Annotated in this window: 21 protein-coding genes; all 21 read left to right on the forward strand. The window is 44.7% G+C overall.

The window, feature by feature from the left end:
• Positions 1-188: 188 nt before the first annotated feature.
• Positions 189-3,746 (forward strand): DNA-directed RNA polymerase subunit beta, encoded by a 3,558-nt coding sequence (rpoB, locus tag HNP76_RS11970; protein WP_184660812.1) that lies wholly within the window; start codon positions 189-191, stop codon positions 3,744-3,746.
• A complete protein-coding gene (gene rpoC / locus HNP76_RS11975) occupies positions 3,739-8,061 on the forward strand; it encodes a DNA-directed RNA polymerase subunit beta' (RefSeq protein WP_184660814.1) in 4,323 nt (1,440 codons plus the stop codon). The genes rpoB and rpoC overlap by 8 nt, the downstream gene beginning before the upstream one ends.
• Before the next feature lie 173 nt (positions 8,062-8,234).
• Positions 8,235-8,609, forward strand: a complete 375-nt coding sequence (gene rpsL, locus HNP76_RS11980; protein ID WP_184660816.1) for a 30S ribosomal protein S12 — start codon at positions 8,235-8,237, stop codon at positions 8,607-8,609.
• Between the two features lie 20 nt (positions 8,610-8,629).
• Positions 8,630-9,100, forward strand: a complete 471-nt coding sequence (gene rpsG, locus HNP76_RS11985; protein WP_184660818.1) for a 30S ribosomal protein S7 — start codon at positions 8,630-8,632, stop codon at positions 9,098-9,100.
• 618 nt (positions 9,101-9,718) lie between these two features.
• Positions 9,719-10,906, forward strand: coding sequence for an elongation factor Tu (tuf, locus tag HNP76_RS11990; protein ID WP_184660820.1), 1,188 nt, complete (start codon positions 9,719-9,721; stop codon positions 10,904-10,906).
• A gap of 95 nt (positions 10,907-11,001) precedes the next feature.
• Positions 11,002-11,310 carry a 30S ribosomal protein S10 gene (gene rpsJ, locus HNP76_RS11995; RefSeq protein WP_184660822.1) on the forward strand — a complete coding sequence of 103 codons (309 nt, stop codon included), beginning with the start codon at positions 11,002-11,004 and terminating at the stop codon, positions 11,308-11,310.
• Positions 11,311-11,447: 137 nt separating this feature from the next.
• Positions 11,448-12,068, forward strand: coding sequence for a 50S ribosomal protein L3 (gene rplC, locus HNP76_RS12000; protein WP_184660824.1), 621 nt, complete (start codon positions 11,448-11,450; stop codon positions 12,066-12,068).
• Between the two features lie 14 nt (positions 12,069-12,082).
• On the forward strand, positions 12,083-12,730 hold the full coding sequence (gene rplD / locus HNP76_RS12005; protein ID WP_184660826.1) for a 50S ribosomal protein L4: 648 nt from the start codon (positions 12,083-12,085) through the stop codon (positions 12,728-12,730).
• 2 nt (positions 12,731-12,732) lie between these two features.
• Positions 12,733-13,017: a 50S ribosomal protein L23 gene (locus tag HNP76_RS12010; RefSeq protein ID WP_184660925.1), complete on the forward strand. Its 285-nt coding sequence runs from the start codon at positions 12,733-12,735 to the stop codon at positions 13,015-13,017.
• Positions 13,018-13,042: 25 nt separating this feature from the next.
• Positions 13,043-13,867: a 50S ribosomal protein L2 gene (gene rplB, locus HNP76_RS12015; RefSeq protein WP_184660829.1), complete on the forward strand. Its 825-nt coding sequence runs from the start codon at positions 13,043-13,045 to the stop codon at positions 13,865-13,867.
• A gap of 17 nt (positions 13,868-13,884) precedes the next feature.
• Positions 13,885-14,163: a 30S ribosomal protein S19 gene (gene rpsS / locus HNP76_RS12020; RefSeq protein ID WP_184660831.1), complete on the forward strand. Its 279-nt coding sequence runs from the start codon at positions 13,885-13,887 to the stop codon at positions 14,161-14,163.
• An 11-nt stretch (positions 14,164-14,174) separates the two neighbouring features.
• The gene (rplV, locus tag HNP76_RS12025; protein WP_184660833.1) at positions 14,175-14,531 is read left to right on the forward strand and encodes a 50S ribosomal protein L22; all 357 of its coding nucleotides are present in this window, start codon (positions 14,175-14,177) and stop codon (positions 14,529-14,531) included.
• A 1-nt stretch (position 14,532) separates the two neighbouring features.
• Positions 14,533-15,294 (forward strand): 30S ribosomal protein S3, encoded by a 762-nt coding sequence (gene rpsC, locus HNP76_RS12030; protein WP_184660835.1) that lies wholly within the window; start codon positions 14,533-14,535, stop codon positions 15,292-15,294.
• A gap of 5 nt (positions 15,295-15,299) precedes the next feature.
• Positions 15,300-15,716, forward strand: coding sequence for a 50S ribosomal protein L16 (gene rplP / locus HNP76_RS12035; RefSeq protein WP_184660837.1), 417 nt, complete (start codon positions 15,300-15,302; stop codon positions 15,714-15,716).
• Between the two features lie 10 nt (positions 15,717-15,726).
• Positions 15,727-15,945 (forward strand): 50S ribosomal protein L29, encoded by a 219-nt coding sequence (gene rpmC / locus HNP76_RS12040; protein ID WP_184660839.1) that lies wholly within the window; start codon positions 15,727-15,729, stop codon positions 15,943-15,945.
• Between the two features lie 10 nt (positions 15,946-15,955).
• Entirely contained in the window at positions 15,956-16,225 is a 270-nt protein-coding gene (rpsQ, locus tag HNP76_RS12045; RefSeq protein WP_184660841.1) for a 30S ribosomal protein S17, read from the forward strand.
• 18 nt (positions 16,226-16,243) lie between these two features.
• Positions 16,244-16,612, forward strand: a complete 369-nt coding sequence (gene rplN, locus HNP76_RS12050; RefSeq protein WP_184660844.1) for a 50S ribosomal protein L14 — start codon at positions 16,244-16,246, stop codon at positions 16,610-16,612.
• A gap of 13 nt (positions 16,613-16,625) precedes the next feature.
• On the forward strand, positions 16,626-16,940 hold the full coding sequence (rplX, locus tag HNP76_RS12055; RefSeq protein WP_184660846.1) for a 50S ribosomal protein L24: 315 nt from the start codon (positions 16,626-16,628) through the stop codon (positions 16,938-16,940).
• Positions 16,940-17,491, forward strand: a complete 552-nt coding sequence (rplE, locus tag HNP76_RS12060) for a 50S ribosomal protein L5 (protein ID WP_184660848.1) — start codon at positions 16,940-16,942, stop codon at positions 17,489-17,491. The genes rplX and rplE overlap by 1 nt, the downstream gene beginning before the upstream one ends.
• Positions 17,492-17,500: 9 nt before the next feature.
• The gene (locus HNP76_RS12065) at positions 17,501-17,686 is read left to right on the forward strand and encodes a type Z 30S ribosomal protein S14 (protein ID WP_184660850.1); all 186 of its coding nucleotides are present in this window, start codon (positions 17,501-17,503) and stop codon (positions 17,684-17,686) included.
• 13 nt (positions 17,687-17,699) lie between these two features.
• Positions 17,700-18,098 carry a 30S ribosomal protein S8 gene (gene rpsH, locus HNP76_RS12070; protein WP_184660852.1) on the forward strand — a complete coding sequence of 133 codons (399 nt, stop codon included), beginning with the start codon at positions 17,700-17,702 and terminating at the stop codon, positions 18,096-18,098.
• Positions 18,099-18,101: the final 3 nt, after the last annotated feature.

Genomic DNA, 18,101 nt, shown 5'->3' on the forward strand with positions numbered 1-18,101 from the left:
TTCTGTGTGGCAAAGAAAGCTTACTTGTACGGAGCGATTCGTATGAGTAGGCTTTTTGTGCATTTTGGTACTAGTTTTTTTACATAATCGCATCCTTATCCTGTGCTGTCCTTTATCTCCTTGTATGTCATACAAATAGAACTGTGATGTAGCAGATAAGCGAGGCAAATCCCACCTAGGAGTGATGAATGTTCGCTAAAAGCAGAACAATCAATCGTCAGTATTACGGTAAGGATATCCACAACTTCATGGAGATTCCTAACCTCATCGACATCCAGACATCGTCTTACGAAACATTCCTTCAGAAAGACAGATTAGACCACAAACAGCCATTGCTCAACGAGGGCTTGCAGGAAGCATTTACATCTACATTCCCAATCGAAAGCCCGGATGGCGAGATGACTCTCGAATATGAGTTCTATGAGCTCGACGAAGAAAACATCAAATTCACAGAGCTTGAGTGCAAGCAGAAAGGACAGACTTACGCAGTTCCTCTCAAAGCAAGAATTAACCTCAACTTCCTCAAATCAGGCGCAATCTTGCAGAAAGACATTTACATGGGCGATATTCCGCTCATGACTGACCGGGGAACTTTTATCATCAATGGTGCAGAGCGAGTCGTTGTTTCACAGATTCACCGTTCTCCAGGCGTAATTTTCAACCACGAAAAAGGCGTTTATTCAAGCCGAATCATTCCGTATCGTGGTTCTTGGCTTGAGTTCGAAATCGATCAGAAAAAAGAACTCATTTATGCAAAAATCGACCGCAAAAAGAAAATCCTCGGCACAATTTTCCTTCGTGCTTTGGGATATTCTAGCCGCGAAGAAATTATCCGCTGCTTCTACCAGACAGAAAATATCACTGTTGACGAAGCAAAAAAAGAGTCTTTGGTTGACAAAGTTCTTGCTTCAGCTGTCATCATTAAAGACGGCGACGAAGAAAAGAAATTGTTCCGTGCAGGTACAAAACTTCATCCGCATGACATCGATGATTTGCTTGCTCAGAACATCAAAGAAATCTGCGTAATCAAATTTGACGCACGCAAAAATGCCGGCGACAAAGATGAATGGAATCCTTCACTCGACAGCGAGATGATCATCAACTGTTTCGAGCGCGAGGACATCAAATACACAAAAGAAGGTGCAGAGAACGAAGAGCCAACAAAAGAAGATGCTCTTAGCGCAGTTTATGCAGTTCTTATGCCTGGCGAGCCAATGACTGTGGAGAACGCTGAGAAAGATTTGACAAGCATGTTCTTCTCAATCCGCCGCTACGATTTGGGTCGTGTTGGTCGTTACAAGCTCAACAAAAAATTCAACTACAAAGAATTGAATGGTTCTGAGTACGAGGATTTCACTCTTGTAAAAGACGATATCATCCAGACAATGAAGCACCTTATCAACGTTTACAACGGAAACGAAAAAATCGACGATATTGACCACTTGGGCAATCGTCGAATCCGATCTGTTGGTGAGTTGATGACAAACCAGCTCAAAACTGCATTCTCTCGTATGGAGCGAATCGCAAAAGAGCGCATGAGCCTCAAAGAGACTGAGACAATGAAGCCACAGGATTTGATTTCTATCAAACCGATCGTTGCGGCTATCAAAGAGTTCTTCGGTTCTTCACAGCTCTCTCAGTTCATGGATCAGGTAAACCCTCTTGCAGAGCTTACACACAAACGACGTCTTAACGCTTTGGGACCTGGTGGTCTTTCTCGTGACCGCGCTGGCTTCGAAGTTCGTGATGTACACTACACTCACTACGGACGCATGTGTCCTATCGAGACTCCTGAAGGTCCGAACATCGGTCTTATCGTTTCTCTCGCTATTTACACAAAAATCAACGACTACGGCTTCCTTGAAACTCCTTACCGCAAGGTTGAGAACGGAAAGGCAACCGACAAAGTTGAATATCTTTCTGCTATGGACGAAGACCGCTACTACATCGGTCAGGTTGCTGAAGGCATGAAAGAGGATGGTTCTTTTGCAAACGGTCCGGACACAATGGTTTCTGTCCGCCACACAGGCGACTATACAACCCGTGCTGCAAAAGACATTCAGTACATGGACGTCTCACCACGTCAGGTTATCTCTGTTTCAGCTTCTCTCGTTCCGTTCTTGGAGCATGATGACGCTAACCGTGCTCTCATGGGCTGTAACATGCAGCGTCAGGGCGTTCCTTTGCTCTTCCCGGAGCCACCATATGTTGGTACAGGTATGGAGCAGAAGGCTGCTTATGATTCAGGCGTTCTCGTTAAGGCTAAGCATGACGGTGAAGTTGTCTGGGTTACAAGCGACATGGTAAAAATCAAGCGTGACGAAGATGGTCTCCTTGATGAATATCCATTGCTCAAATATCAGAGAACTAACCAGGATACATGTTATCACCAGCGACCAACTGTTCAGTGTGGCGAAAAGGTTAAAAAAGGCGCTGTCCTTGCTGACGGTCCTGCTACATTTAACGGTGAGCTTTCTCTCGGCCGCAACCTTCTCGTTGGATTCGTACCTTGGAATGGATACAACTATGAGGACGCTGTTCTTATCAGCCGCCGCGTAGTTAAAGAAGACATGTACACTTCTATCCATATTAAAGAGTTCCAGGTTGAAATCCGTGAGACTAAACTTGGTCCAGAAAAAATTACTCGCGATGTTCCAAACACAGCAGAAAAGACTCTCGATAATCTCGATGCTGAAGGTATCATCCGCGTTGGTGCAAAAGTCCGCTCTGGCGACATCCTCGTCGGAAAAGTCACACCAAAATCAGAAACTGAAACAACTCCAGAATTCAAGCTCCTTAACTCAATCTTCGGTGAGAAGGCTAAGGAAGTTCGTGATTCTTCACTCCGCGTTCCACATGGCGTTGAAGGCGTTGTAATCGACGTTCAGCGACTCAAGAGAAGCGAAGGCGACGACTTGAACCCAGGCGTTGACGAAGTTGTTAAAGTTCTTATCGCTAACAAACGAAAACTCCGCGAAGGTGACAAAATGGCTGGTCGACACGGAAACAAAGGTGTCGTTGCCCGAATCCTTCCAGAGGAAGACATGCCATATCTCGAAGACGGTACTCCGCTTGACGTCTGCTTGAATCCGCTTGGTGTTCCTTCTCGAATGAACATCGGTCAGATTATGGAATCTGAGCTCGGTATCGCCGGCCGCTACCTCAATCAGTATTTCGAGTGTCCTGCATTCCAGACTCCTTCTCAGGAAATGATTGCAGAAAAACTCAAGGAAGCTGGTCTTTCACCAGATTCTAAACAGATTGTACGCGACGGCCGCACAGGTGAACCGTTCGTCAATCCGATTTTCGTAGGTGTCATCTACTATCTCAAACTTCACCACTTGGTTGATGATAAGATGCATGCCCGCTCAACAGGTCCTTACTCACTCGTTACTCAGCAGCCACTCGGTGGTAAAGCTCAGTTCGGTGGTCAGCGTCTTGGTGAGATGGAGGTTTGGGCACTCGAGGCTTACGGTGCTGCAAACACATTGCAGGAGATGATGACAATTAAATCTGACGATATGAACGGTCGTTCAAAGATTTACGAGTCTATCGTTAAGGGTGATCCGGCAGCTCCAGCTGGCGTTCCAGAGTCATTCAACGTTATGGTTCAGGAATTGCGCGGTCTTGCTTTGGACTTCACAATTTATGACGCAAAGGGCAAACGAATTGCTCTTACCGAACGTGACCAGGAATTGATCGACAAGGCTAATTCTGGTTTCGACAAGGAGAATGAAGATGCGTGATATTCAGGATTTCGACTCAATCAAAATAAAATTGGCTTCACCGGATAATATCCGCGCCTGGTCTTACGGCGAGGTTAAGAAGCCAGAAACAATCAACTATCGTACACTCCGTCCGGAGAAAGACGGTCTCTTCTGTGAGCGCATTTTCGGTACTACAAAGGAATGGGAATGCTACTGCGGAAAATTCAAGTCTATCCGTTACAAGGGTGTAATCTGTGACCGCTGTGGCGTTGAGGTTACTCACTTCAAGGTTCGCCGTGAGCGTACAGGTCACATCGAGCTTGCAGCTCCGGTAAGCCACATCTGGTACTACCGCTCAGTTCCAAGCCGCATGGGTCTCTTGCTCGACCTTCAGGTTGCAGCTCTCCGCTCAGTTCTCTACTATGAGAAATATATCGTTATCGATCCGGGCGACACAGACCTTAAAAAACTCCAGCTCCTCTCAGAAGACGAGTACATGGAAGCAGAAGACCGCTACGGTCAGTCATTCACAGCAGGTATGGGTGCAGAAGCAGTTAAAACTCTTCTCGAAAACCTCAACCTCGATGAACTGGCAGCAGAGCTTCGCGCTAAAATGATTGAAAAGGGCGCAAAATCAGACAAACGCCTGCTCAAACGCATTCAGATTGTCGAAGATTTCCGCTCTTCTGGAAACAAAGCTTCATGGATGATTCTCGACGTTATCCCTGTCATTCCGCCTGATTTGCGACCAATGGTACAGCTCGATGGTGGCCGTTTCGCAACATCTGACTTGAACGACTTGTACCGCCGTGTAATCAACCGAAACAACCGTCTCAAGAGATTGATGCAGCTTTCTGCTCCTGACATCATCATCCGCAACGAAAAACGAATGTTGCAGGAAGCAGTTGACGCCCTCTTCGACAACTCAAAGCGCAAGCGTGTTGTTAAGGGTGCTTCAAACCGTCCGCTCAAATCAATTTCTGACATGCTCAAAGGTAAGCAGGGACGCTTCCGCCAGAACTTGCTCGGTAAGCGTGTTGATTACTCAGGACGTTCGGTTATCGTCGTTGGTCCGGAGCTCAAACTCTGGCAGTGTGGTCTTCCTACAAAAATGGCTCTTGAGCTCTTCAAGCCTTTCATCATGAAAAAGCTTGTCGACAAAGACGTTGTATTCAATATCAAAAAGGCAAAACTTCTTGTTGAGCAGGAAGCTCCTGAAGTTTACGCAATCCTCGACGAAGTAGTCCGCGAGCACCCGGTTATGCTCAACCGAGCTCCTACTTTGCACCGCTTGGGTATCCAGGCATTCGAGCCTGTTTTGGTCGAAGGAAAAGCTCTCAAACTTCACCCGCTCGCATGTAAGGCTTTCAACGCCGACTTCGATGGTGACCAGATGGCTATCCACGTTCCTTTGACACAGGCTGCTCAGATGGAATGTTGGACACTCATGCTTTCTGCCCGAAACCTTCTTGACCCTGCAAACGGAAACCCAATCGTTCTTCCGTCACAGGACATGGTTCTCGGTATCTACTATATGACTTCAATCAAGCCTAACGCAAAGGGAACTGGCAAACGATTCTCTAGCGCAGACGAAGCTTCAATGGCTGCTGAGAATGGATTCATCGAGTGGCAGGCACTTATCAAAGTTCCGGCTCCAAAAGATTCATTCAAAGACGGCGAATTCAAGGCTGGTGACTTGATTTCTACTTCAGCAGGTCGAATCCGCTTCAATGCAGAAATGCCTGATGAGGTTGGATACATCAACCCGCACATCACAGAGGCTGACCTTGCAAAGAAGATTACAACTGGTATGGGCGACAAAGACCTCAAGAAGATGATCAAGACTGTTTACGAGGTAAAAGGTCCTTGGGTCACAATCAAAATGCTCGACGCAATCAAGGCTTGTGGTTACAAAAACGCTACATTCTTCGGTGCAACACTTTCTATGGATGACATCATCATTCCAGAAGAAAAGAAGGCAATGGTCGACGAGTCAAACAAAATCGTCGAGGAAATTGTTTCTCAGTACTCTAAGGGTGTCATCACTGCAGACGAACGCTACAACAAAGTAACCGACGTTTGGCAGCGAACAAACGAAAAACTTACCGATATCATGATGGATCAGTTCAAGGCTGACAAAGACGGCTTCAACACAATCTACATGATGGCTGACTCTGGTGCGCGAGGTTCTAAAAAACAGATTTCTCAGCTTGCAGCTATGCGTGGTTTGATGGCTAAACCAAACGGTGACATCATCGAGCTCCCTGTACGCTCAAACTTCAAAGAGGGTCTTTCGGTTATCGAATACTTCATTTCTTCAAACGGTGCCCGAAAAGGTCTTACCGATACTGCTTTGAAGACTGCGGACGCTGGTTACATGACACGACGACTTGTTGATGTTGCTCAGGACGTTGTTGTTAACGAAGACGACTGTGGTACAATCAACGGTATTGATTACACAGCTATCAAGAACGGTGACGAAATCATCACTCCGCTCTCAGCTCGAATTGCAGGTCACTTCACAATCGAACGTGTAATTCACCCTGTTACTGGCGAATTGCTCTGTGACGTAAATGACTACATCACAGACGAGCTTGCTAAAAAGATTGAAGACGCTGGCGTTGAGAAAGTTAAGCTCCGCACAGTTCTTACTTGTGAGGCTGAGCACGGCGTTTGTGTTAAGTGTTATGGAAAGAACCTTGCACGCAACAAGCTTGTTGAAATCGGTGAGGCTGTCGGCGTTATCGCAGCTCAGTCAATCGGTCAGCCAGGTACACAGCTTACCATGCGTACATTCCACGTCGGTGGTACTGCGTCTAAGGCAACAGAAGATAACCGAATCGTTCTTAAATATCCGGTCATTATAGGCAAAATCGCAGGTACAAACGTTCCTACTGATGACGGCAACATGCTCTTCACTCGTAAGGGTTCTATGATGGTAACTCGTATCATCGATTCCCTCAAAGTTTCAAAGGGCGACCTTGCAGAAAATGTAGAGGACGGAAAACGAATCCTTAAGGGTAATCCTCTTACAACAGGCAAAAAGGCTGTTCTTGCAAAAGAAAACGGACGAATCATCATCCTCGGCGATACACTCTATCTCTGTGGTAATGAGCAGAAAGTTGAAATCTCGAACGGTTCAACAATCGTCGTAAAAGAAGGCGACATCGTAGAGGCTGGAAAAGTTCTCGGTACATTCGATCCTTCAAAAGAGCCAATCATTGCCGAAGTTTCAGGATACGTTCACTACGAAGACATCATCCTCGGTTCAACATTGGTTGAGAAGATTCTTGATAACGGTAACATCGAGCGCCACATCTCTGACTTGCACCTTGATGTTAAACAGCCACGAATCCTTATCACTGATGAGGCTGGTAACGAACTCGGTTCTTACTTCCTCCCGGCTGATGCAGTCCTTGACGTTGATGACAAACAGCAGGTTAAGGCTGGTGACACACTTGCTCGTCTTCCAGTTGCTGCTGCTAAGACAAACGATATTACTGGTGGTTTGCCACGAGTTTCTGAATTGTTCGAAGCCCGCAAGCCAAAAGTTCCGTGTGTTCTCGCACAGATTTCCGGCGTCGTTAAATTCAACGGTGTTACAAAAGGTAAACGAATTGTTATCGTAGAAGACGCTTACGGCAAGACATATGAGCACCTCGTTCCAATGACACGCCGCATGCTCGTTCGTGACGGTGACATTGTTGAGGCAGGTGAGCAGCTTTGTGACGGCGCACCAAGTGCACACGACATTCTTGCAATCCTTGGCGAAAACGCCCTCATGGATTACCTCATGTCAGAAATCCAGTCGGTTTACTCTGCACAGGGTGTAGCAATCGATGACAAGCACATCGGTGTTATTGTCCGCCAGATGCTCCGCAAAGTTGAGGTCGTTTCAGTTGGCGATACACGTTTCATCTTCGGTCAGCAGGTTGATAAATATCACTTCCACGAAGAAAACAAACGTGTCGTTGCAGAAGGTGGTCAGCCAGCAGTTGCCCGCCCGATGTTCCAGGGTATTACAAAAGCAGCTTTGGCAACAGACTCATTCATTTCGGCTTCTTCATTCCAGGAGACAACACGCGTTCTTACAAATGCCGCAATTTCTGGTTCAACAGATACATTGCACGGCTTGAAAGAAAACGTAATCATCGGTCACATGATTCCGGCAGGAACTGGTATCCGTGATTACCGCGATGTTAAACTCTTCGACGATTCTGATCAGGATTTGGACATCCAGATGGAAGAAATCCTCCAGCGTCGTAAAGAAGAAAAAGAGCTTGAAATGGCAATGGCACACGCTGTTGTTGAGCCGCCGTCAGACGACTACTCAAGCATCCTTCAGCAGGAATAATTAAATAAGTGTCCCGCCCTAAAAAGCGGGACATTTTTTTTTCAAATTTTATCGCAAATTCGCTTGAATTCATTTTCGGAATTCTATAAGATATATAGACCTATCGCATTTTGGGTTTTAATGCGAGAATTTTGTCCGGAGTGCTGACCGGCAAACTAATAGGAGAATAGGCGATGCCTACAATTAATCAACTTGTTCGAAAAGGTCGACAGTCTTTGGCAAACACTACAAAAGCTCCTGCTCTTGAGTCTTGTCCACAGAAACGCGGTGTATGTACACGTGTTATGACTGTTACACCAAAAAAACCGAACTCAGCTCTCCGAAAGGTAGCTCGTGTTCGCTTGTCAAATGGAATTGAAGTTACTGCATACATTCCAGGTATTGGACACAACTTGCAGGAACACTCAGTTGTTCTTATCCGTGGCGGTCGTGTAAAGGATCTTCCAGGTGTTCGTTATCACATCATCCGTGGTACAAAAGATACTCTCGGTGTAGACGGACGCAAACGTGCTCGTTCTAAGTACGGTGCAAAACGACCAAAGGCATAATTTAATAAAGGAGAATTACTATGGGAAGACATAAGAAATCAGTAAATCGTCCTATTGTGCCTGATGTAAAATACAATAGCCCGGTTGTTACAAAATTCGTCTCACGCATGATGTTGGACGGAAAAAAAGACGCTTGTACAAAAATTGTATACAAAGCAATGGATCAGCTCAAAGCTAAAACTGACAAAGATCCACTCGAGGTATTCCTCAAAGCTCTTGACAATGTAAAACCAATGGTAGAGGTTAAATCTCGCCGCGTTGGTGGTGCTACATATCAGGTTCCTTGTGAAATCCGTGATGCACGCAAAGAAGCTCTCGCTATGCGTTGGGTTATCGCTGCTGCTCGCGCTCGAAGCGGTCACGGTATGGCAGATACACTTGCTTCTGAATTGCTCGACGCATTCAACAACACAGGTTCTGCTTACAAAAAGAAGGAAGATACACACAAGATGGCAGAGGCAAACAAAGCTTTTGCTCACTACCGCTGGTAGAATGTATCATGTCGGGTTTTCTGCCCGGCATCCTTACAAGGCTCCCGTTTAGCGCGGGAGTTTTTTTTATTTCTTCTATATATATGTAAAAATTTCCGGCGTGATTATAATCCGCTTTATCTGAAAACTTTAGAAAAACTTTGCTTTTTCTGCAAAAATTCTTTTAAGTCACTTGAACAAAAATCTTAAATATTATATAAATAAAGAACTTGCAATCTGCATATGTGCAGATGATAATAGGTTCTTTGAGATTGTTGGGCAGACTTCAATTTCCTGTTAAGTCTGACGGTGCCGTAAAGTTAGCGCAAAACGCTTTCAGGTTATCGTACCTCTGTCAAAAAGAACATTCTGGTTCCGGAGGTTTTCCCAAAAGTTTCTGGATTCCAGACCAGTTGTCGAGTTTGTTTGATGATGATTCGGTGGTTCCGGTAAAAGCATTTCGAGATTATGGAGTGTTTTAGTTGATTTCTTCCGTCTTATCTTCAATCAAAATCATTATTATAGGTAATTAGTGTGTCTGCGAATGTGGCTTTTTCAGTTGAAAATGTTCATATTCTGGCTTAAAGTGCAACACATAAATTTTAATCTGCCGTAAAAGGAACGGCAAAGGAGAAAAACATGGCAAAGGAGAAGTTCGTCCGAACTAAACCTCACATGAACGTTGGTACTATCGGTCACGTTGACCATGGTAAGACAACATTGTCTGCAGCTATCACTATGCACTGTGCTAAAAAGTATGGTGATAAGGCTCTCAAGTATGATGAAATCGATAACGCTCCAGAGGAAAAAGAGCGTGGTATCACAATCAACACACGTCACTTGGAGTATCAGTCAGACAAACGTCACTATGCTCACATCGACTGCCCGGGACATGCTGACTACATTAAGAACATGATCACTGGTGCTGCTCAGATGGACGGTGCTGTTCTCGTTGTTTCTGCTCCAGACTCAGTTATGCCACAGACTCGTGAGCACCTCTTGCTCGCTCGCCAGGTTGGTGTACCAAAGATTATCGTATTCTTGAACAAAGTTGACCTCGTTGACGATCCAGATCTTCTCGAGCTCGTTGTTGAAGAGGTAAAAGATACAGTTAAAGAGTATGGCTTCTCAGAAGACACACCAATCATCAAAGGTTCAGCATTCAAAGCTTTGGCTGACGGTGCTTCTGCAGATGATACAAAATGTATCGATGAGCTCCTTGAGGCTATGGATACATGGTTCGACGATCCAGTTCGCGACGCTGATAAACCATTCTTGATGCCAATCGAGGATATCTTCACAATTTCTGGTCGTGGTACAGTAGTTACTGGTCGTATCGAGCGTGGTGTAATCAACATGAACGACCCAGTAGAAATCGTTGGTATCCGCCCAACAGCTTCTTCAACTGTAACTGGTATCGAGATGTTCCAGAAGACTCTTGATCAGGGACAGGCTGGTGACAACGTTGGTATCCTTCTCCGTGGTGTTGAGAAGAAAGACGTTGTTCGTGGACAGGTTCTTGCAGCTCCTGGCTCAATCCACCCACACACAAAATTCGAGGCTCAGATCTACGTTCTTTCTAAGGAAGAAGGTGGACGTCACTCACCATTCTTCACAGGTTACCGCCCACAGTTCTACTTCCGTACAACTGATATCACTGGTACAGTTGAATTGCCAGCTGGAACAGACATGGTAAAACCTGGTGACAACACAAAGATCATTGGTGAGCTTATCCACCCAATCGCTATGGACGAGGGTCTTAAACTTGCTATCCGCGAAGGTGGTCACACAATCGCTTCTGGTCAGGTTACAAAAATCATCGAATAGTCTTTTATTAGGCTAGCGATTCAATAACAGGGAGTCATTTTTATGGCTCTCTGTTGAAAGTTCTTTTACAAAACTTCTAATGGAGTAAAATTAAAATGGCTAACAGCAAAATTCGTGTCAGACTTCGAGCATTTGATGTAGAGTTGATTGACCAGAGTGCAAAAGCCATCGTGCAGACTGTTCAGAAGGCAGGGGCAAAGGTTTCAGGACCAATTCCTCTTCCTACAAGAATCAATAAGGTAACAGTTCTCCGCTCACCACACGTTAACAAAAAGTCACGTGAGCAGTTTGAGATGAGAACACACAAACGCCTTATCGACATCATCGATCCATCAACAGACGTTATGGATTCATTGATGAAGCTTGAATTGCCAGCCGGTGTAGATGTAGAAATCAAACAGTAAGTCTTAAACTGCGTTGCAGCTGGATTACTGTTAAAAAACGGTAACGGTCCTGTGGATCCAGGATGGCGGCCGACAGGGAGAAAATCTGAGTTTTTTACAGAAAAACAAAGGATTTCTTCTATAGGAGTTATATCAGAATGAAAGGTCTGATTGCAAAAAAAGTAGGAATGACACAGGTATTCGATGAAAACGGTAATCTGACACCAGTAACCGTGATCCATGTAGAACCGAATACAGTTATTGCTACAAAGAACAAGGAAACTCACGGTTATGATGCTGTTGTTCTTGGTCTTGAAGATTTGAAAGAATCTAAAGTCAACAAAGCATACAAAGGTCAGTTTCCAGAGAATGTTTCACCGAAACGTCATCTGAAAGAGTTCAGAGACTTCGAGAAAGAAGTTGCAGTTGGAGACCAGATTGGTCTTGAATTGTTTGAAAAAACTGCATTCCTTGATGTTACAGCAACTTCAAAAGGTAAAGGATTCCAGGGCGTTATGAAGCGCTGGGGCTTCCATGGTGGTCGTGCATCACACGGTTCAAAATTCCATCGTGAAGCTGGTGGTACAGGAAACTGTACAACACCTGGACACAGCATGAAAAATATTAAAATGGCTGGTCGCATGGGATCTGAAAGAGTTACGGTACAGAACCTCAAAGTTGTTAAAATCGATCCGGAACTCAAAGTTGTATTGGTTCGTGGCGCAGTGCCAGGAAATAAAAACGCAACTCTTATTATCAAGAATGCGGTTAAGAAATAAGGTCGAGGGATAAGATGGAAAAGAAAGTCTATTCAGTCGATGGTAAAGAACTCCGCACAATCAATCTTGATGATAAAGTGTTCGGACTTCCTGTAAACGAAGATGTCATTTACTATGCCATCACAAATGAATTAGCAAATAAGCGCGTTGGAACTGCTTGTACAAAAACTCGTGCTGAAGTTCATGGCTCAAATGCTAAGCCGTACAAACAGAAGGGTACTGGTCATGCTCGCCGTGGTGATAAAAAATCACCAATCAATGTTGGCGGCGGCACAATCTTTGGACCAAAACCACGCGATTACAGCTACTCAATTCCAAAGAAAGAAAAACGCCTTGCAATGAAATCAATCTTGAGTCTCCAGGCTCAGAGCGACCGTCTTACAGTTGTTGAAGATTTCACTGTAGAAAGCGGAAAAACAAAGGACTTGGTTAAAATCCTTAGCAACTTCGCTAAAGATGAACGCACAGTTCTTATTTTGAAAGACGATGACAAAAAGCTTCGCCAGGCTGGAAAAAATATTCCAAACTTGCACTTCTTGTCGTTCAACCGTCTTCGCGCACATGACCTCTTCTACGGAAGAAAGGTTATCCTCCTCGAGGGTGCTGCAAAGAATCTTTCAGAATTCTATAAAGTTGAAGAGAAAACTGCGGAGGCTAAATAATGATTGATTTACATGATATTCTTATTGAGCCTGTGCTCTCTGAAAGTGCAACTGCTTTGCGTGAGCAGGGTAAATATGTATTCAGAGTTGCGCCTGCTGCTACAAAGCTTCAGATTAAAGATGCTGTAGCTAAGCTCTTCAATGTAAAGGTTGTGAACTGCACAACTATTAACGTTCGTGGCAAGGAAAAACGGGTTCGTGGTAAACCTGGTAGAACTGCCAGCTGGAAGAAGGCTATTGTACGCCTTGCTCCTGGCGAAACCATTAAGGTATTCGAGGGCGTTTAAGCCTTCGTGAATTAAGGGGAACCAGATGGCTCTTAAAGTTTTTAAACCATATTCAGCAGGTACTCGTACTCGCATTGATTTGGTAAGAGATGAACTGACAACAGATAAACCCGAGAAAACACTGGTATCAGGTCAAAAATCTCGAGCTGGACGCAATTCTGCTGGTCGTATCACAGTACGACACCAGGGTGGCGGACACAAAAGAAAATATCGCGTAATCGATTTCAAACGCAATAAGCATGGTATTCCTGGAACAGTCAAGACAATTGAATATGATCCAAACCGCAGTGCAAACATTGCTTTGATTGCTTATGCAGATGGCGAAAAACGCTATATTATTGCTCCTAAAGGACTTATCGTAGGACAGAAAATTATGGCTGGTGAGAATGCAGCTCCAACAGTTGGAAATGCACTTCCTCTCGAAGTAATTCCTGCAGGTTTCACTATTCATAACATCGAGCTCACTCTCGGTCGCGGTGGACAGCTTGTTCGCTCTGCTGGTGCAGGTGCAACCGTTCAGGGTAAAGATGGTGACTACGTAATCATCCGCCTTCCTTCAGGTGAGACACGCCGTATCCATGGCAAATGCTATGCAACAATCGGTATTGTCGGCAACGAAGAGCGCATGAATACTCAGCTTGGTAAAGCTGGTCGCAAACGATGGCTCGGTATTCGTCCAACAGTTCGTGGTATGGCAATGAACCCAGTCGATCATCCACTTGGTGGTGGTGAAGGCGCTGGTAAAGGACACGTTCCTGTTACTCCTTGGGGTCAGCCATGTCGTGGTTACAAAACCCGCAACAGAAGAAAGACTTCTAGCCGGTTCATTATTTCACGCCGCAAGAAGTAGTTGCATAGGAGTTAACGGTGTCAAGATCTGTTAAGAAAGGACCTTTCATTGAAAAGAGTCTTTACAAGAAAGTTATTGAAATGAATAAAGAGTCAGACAAGAAGATGATCAAAACATATTCTCGCTGCTCTACAATCATTCCAGAGATGGTTGGCAACACAATTAGTGTTTACAACGGTAAGTCATGGATTCCTGTTTACGTAACAGAGAACCTCGTAGGCCACAAGCTTGGCGAGTTTGCTCCGACACGTACCTTCAAGGGACATGGCGGTTCAGACAAAAAAGCTGGTAAGTAAGGGTGGATATTATGGCTGAAAAGAAAGGTTATGTAGCCACTACTAAATTCCTGATTGCATCACCAACAAAGGTTCGTCCTGTTGCTCGTGTAATCAATCAGAAGTCATGCTCAGAAGCTATGGCGATTCTTGAGAACATGCCACAGAAAGGTGCAAAGTTGATTAAAGGTACTCTTAAATCAGCTGTAGCAAACGCTCTGTTCGCAAACAAGAAGCTTGATGAAGATATGCTCTATGTCAAAGAAATTCGTATCGACGAAGGTCCGAGACTCAAGAGAGTTTGGTTCCGCGCTCGCGGTCGTGCTGATCAACTCTTGAAACGCATGTGTCATATCACCGTCATTGTTGACGAGAAGGCGGGGGAATAAAGTGGGTCAGAAAGTAAATCCAATCGGTTTGCGTCTTGGAATTAACAAGACATGGCAGTCACGCTGGTATGCTAATCCTCGTGAGTATGCAGACCTCGTTATTGAGGATTTGAAAATCCGCAATATGGTAAAAGCTCTGCCAGAATGTCAGAATGCTGACATTGCAGAAATCGAAATTGTTCGTCATCCGCAGCGTGTTACAATTGTTATTCATACAGCACGCCCAGGTGTAATTATTGGTGTAAAAGGTGCTAACATTGAGAAAATTAGCGCAGAGATCCAGTCTAAACTGACTAAAAAAGTTCAGATTAAGATCAAGGAAATCAAACGCGCTGACATCAATGCATCACTCATCGCACAGAATATTGGACGCCAGCTTTCTGGCCGCGGTTCATTCCGCAAGGCTCTCAAGCAGGCTTCTGCAAACGCTATGAAAGGCGGAGCACAGGGAATCAAGATTCGCTTGTCAGGTCGTCTCGGCGGAGCAGATATGAAACGCTCTGAAGAACACAAAGAGGGACGCGTTCCTCTCCACACTCTTCGTGCAGACATCGACTATGGCACATTCGAGGCACATACAACATACGGTAAAATCGGTATCAAAGTATGGGTTTTCAATGGCATGAAATATGGTCACGAGCAGAACGAAGATGCTGGTCAGCTTGTTCGCAAGCCACGCCATGAGCGCTCACAGGCTTCTGGTGATGGTGAGAAACCAAGAGCTAAAAAGCCTGCCCGTGCGGCAAATGCTTCAAAGGAGTAAAGTAAATGCTTAGTCCTAAAAGAGTTATTCACCGCAAGGTACAGCGCGGTAGAATTAAAGGTAACGCAACACGTGCCAACACAATCGACTTCGGCGAGATTGCTCTCGTAGCTCTCGAGCCAGTTTGGTTGAGCGCAAAGCACATCGAGGCTGCCCGTGTTGCAATCAATCGTAAGCTTGAACGAAAAGGTAACGTTTGGCTTCGTGTATATCCGGACAAACCGATAACAAAAAAGCCTGCTGATACTCGAATGGGTAAAGGTAAGGGTGCTCCAGAGTTCTGGGCAGCTGTTATTAAGCCAGGCGTAATTTTGTTTGAGGTCGGTGGTATTGATATTAAGCTTGCAGAGCGCGCTCTTGAGCTTGCTGCCAGCAAACTTCCTATCAAAACAAAAATCGCTTTCAAACCAACTAAAGACTAAGGAGTAAGAAATGGCTGATACAAAGAAATCAAAAAAGAATGTAAAAGAACTTTCTTACGCTGAGTTGGTTGCACAGCGAAATGAACTTAAACAGAAATACATGGATCTTCGATTCCAGATGGTAATCGGCCATGTAGATAACCCTATGCAGAAGCGCACAATGCGTCGCGACATTGCCCGCTTGAACACTTTCATCCGTGCAAAAGAACTTGCCGGAGAAAACAAATAGGAGCTGACCCGTGGCAGAACAGGTTAAGACAAAGGGTGGTAAACGAGCTTTTGTTGGGATTGTAACAAGCGACAAAATGGATAAAACCATTGTTGTTTCAATCAACACCAAAAAAATGGATACCCTTTACAAAAAATATGTTACACGAACAAAGAAGTGTAAGGCACACGATGAGCAGAACGAAGCTCACATTGGAGACACAGTTCGCATCGTAGAATGCAGTCCAATCAGCAAAGATAAATGCTGGAGACTTGCAGAAATCATCGAGAGAGCTAAATAAGCTTAAGGAGTTAAAGACATGCTTCAGATGCAATCAAATTTGACAGTTGCCGATAACTCCGGAGCTAAAAGAGCTCAGGTAATCAAGGTACTCGGTGGCTCACACCGCCGATATGCCGGAATCGGTGATGTTGTTGTAGTAGCTATTAAGGAAGCAATTCCTACTTCTACAATCAAAGAAGGTTCAGTAGAAAAGGCTGTAATCGTTCGTGTTGCGAAAGAATACCGCCGCCCAGACGGAACATACATCCGCTTCGACGACAATGCTTGCGTTATCGTTGATGCAGACAAAAACCCGAAAGGAAAACGTATTTTTGGACCGGTAGCCCGTGAGCTTCGTGATATGGACTGTATGAAGATCGTATCACTTGCGCCGGAAGTTCTGTAAGGAGAATTGAATAATGAACAAGAAATTCAAAATCCATAAGGACGATACCGTCCAGGTAATTGCAGGAAAAGACAAAGGTAAGCGCGGAACAATCGTTCGCGTTATCAGCAAAAAAGATGCAGTTATCGTTTCAGGAATCAACATTGTCAAAAAGGCAATGAAAAAGCGAAGCCAGCAGGACCAGGGCGGAATCGTCGAGGTCGAGGCTCCGTTGCACATCTCTAATGTAGCCATCGTTTGCAAAAAATGTGGCCCTACTAGAGTTGGTTATAAAATCGACGGCGACAAAAAGATTCGTGTCTGCCGCAAATGTGGAGAAGCACTGTAATGGATAATTACGTACCACGGCTTAAGAAAGTCTATAAGGACCAAATCGCCCCAGAGCTCTTCAAAGAACTCGGTTACACATCCGTAATGCAGATTCCAGCCATCAAAAAGGTTGTTGTCAGCATGGGTGTTGGCGAAGCTCTCACTAACAAGAAACTCCTTGACGCCGCAGTAGCTGATATTAGTCAGATTACTGGACAGCATGCTGTAAAGACTAGAGCGAGAAAGAGTATTGCTAACTTCAAGCTTCGTGAGGGCAACGAAGTAGGTGTAATGGTAACATTGCGCGGTAACAACATGTATGAATTCTTGGACCGCCTCATCAATGTTGCATTGCCTCGTGTTAAGGATTTCCGCGGAATCAAGGCTACTGGTTTTGACGGACACGGAAATTTCTCTCTTGGTATTACTGAACAGATTATCTTCCCAGAAATCGACTTTGATAAAATCACTAAGATTGCTGGTATGAATATTTCTATCGTAACTAGTGCAAAAACTGACGCTGAGGCTAAGGCACTTCTTACTAAGTTCAACATGCCGTTCAGAAAGTAGTGAGGAATCATGGCTAAGAAATCAATGGTTATCAAGGCTGCCCGCACACCAAAATATAAGACACGAGAATACAATCGCTGTCAGATTTGCGGTCGCCCTCGCGGTTATTTGCGCAAGTTTAAGATGTGCCGTATTTGCTTCCGCAAAATGGCAAGTGAAGGCCTGTTGCCAGGCGTAACAAAATCTAGCTGGTAGTGGAGGAATAGAAATGAGTGTATCAGACCCAATCGCAGACATGCTGACTAAGGTTCGTAACGCTGTTCAGGCTCGCCACGAAAAGGTTGATGTTCCAACATCAAAACTTAAGCTGGAAATTGTTAAGATCCTGAAAACAGAAGGTTACATTAAAAATTTCAAGAAAGTTCAGGAAGAGGGAAAAAACATCATCCGCATCTTCTTGAAGTATGATGATTCAAATAATCCGGTTATCCACGGTGTAGAGAAAATCTCAACACCAGGTCGCCGTGTTTATTCTGGTTACAAAGATTTGCCACGTATCTACAATGGCTTGGGAACATTGATTGTTTCTACTTCTGCTGGTGTTACAACTGGTAAGAAAGCAAGCGAAAAGATGGTCGGCGGCGAATTGGTTTGCAAAGTCTGGTAATAG

This window comes from Treponema ruminis (assembly GCF_014201975.1).
Lineage (GTDB): Bacteria > Spirochaetota > Spirochaetia > Treponematales > Treponemataceae > Treponema_D > Treponema_D ruminis.

Excerpts from the sequence above, each read along its gene's own strand:
- rplB (WP_184660829.1), top strand. The coding sequence starts at position 13,043 with ATGGCTCTTAAAGTTTTTAAACCATATTCAGCAGGTACTCGTACTCGC.
- rplP (WP_184660837.1), top strand. The coding sequence starts at position 15,300 with ATGCTTAGTCCTAAAAGAGTTATTCACCGCAAGGTACAGCGCGGTAGA.
- rplV (WP_184660833.1), top strand. The coding sequence starts at position 14,175 with ATGGCTGAAAAGAAAGGTTATGTAGCCACTACTAAATTCCTGATTGCA.
- rplN (WP_184660844.1), top strand. The coding sequence starts at position 16,244 with ATGCTTCAGATGCAATCAAATTTGACAGTTGCCGATAACTCCGGAGCT.
- HNP76_RS12065 (WP_184660850.1), top strand. The coding sequence starts at position 17,501 with ATGGCTAAGAAATCAATGGTTATCAAGGCTGCCCGCACACCAAAATAT.
- rplE (WP_184660848.1), top strand. The coding sequence starts at position 16,940 with ATGGATAATTACGTACCACGGCTTAAGAAAGTCTATAAGGACCAAATC.
- rplC (WP_184660824.1), top strand. The coding sequence starts at position 11,448 with ATGAAAGGTCTGATTGCAAAAAAAGTAGGAATGACACAGGTATTCGAT.
- tuf (WP_184660820.1), top strand. The coding sequence starts at position 9,719 with ATGGCAAAGGAGAAGTTCGTCCGAACTAAACCTCACATGAACGTTGGT.
- rpsL (WP_184660816.1), top strand. The coding sequence starts at position 8,235 with ATGCCTACAATTAATCAACTTGTTCGAAAAGGTCGACAGTCTTTGGCA.
- rpsJ (WP_184660822.1), top strand. The coding sequence starts at position 11,002 with ATGGCTAACAGCAAAATTCGTGTCAGACTTCGAGCATTTGATGTAGAG.
- rplX (WP_184660846.1), top strand. The coding sequence starts at position 16,626 with ATGAACAAGAAATTCAAAATCCATAAGGACGATACCGTCCAGGTAATT.
- rpoB (WP_184660812.1), top strand. The coding sequence starts at position 189 with ATGTTCGCTAAAAGCAGAACAATCAATCGTCAGTATTACGGTAAGGAT.
- rpsH (WP_184660852.1), top strand. The coding sequence starts at position 17,700 with ATGAGTGTATCAGACCCAATCGCAGACATGCTGACTAAGGTTCGTAAC.
- rpmC (WP_184660839.1), top strand. The coding sequence starts at position 15,727 with ATGGCTGATACAAAGAAATCAAAAAAGAATGTAAAAGAACTTTCTTAC.
- rpsG (WP_184660818.1), top strand. The coding sequence starts at position 8,630 with ATGGGAAGACATAAGAAATCAGTAAATCGTCCTATTGTGCCTGATGTA.
- rplD (WP_184660826.1), top strand. The coding sequence starts at position 12,083 with ATGGAAAAGAAAGTCTATTCAGTCGATGGTAAAGAACTCCGCACAATC.
- rpoC (WP_184660814.1), top strand. The coding sequence starts at position 3,739 with ATGCGTGATATTCAGGATTTCGACTCAATCAAAATAAAATTGGCTTCA.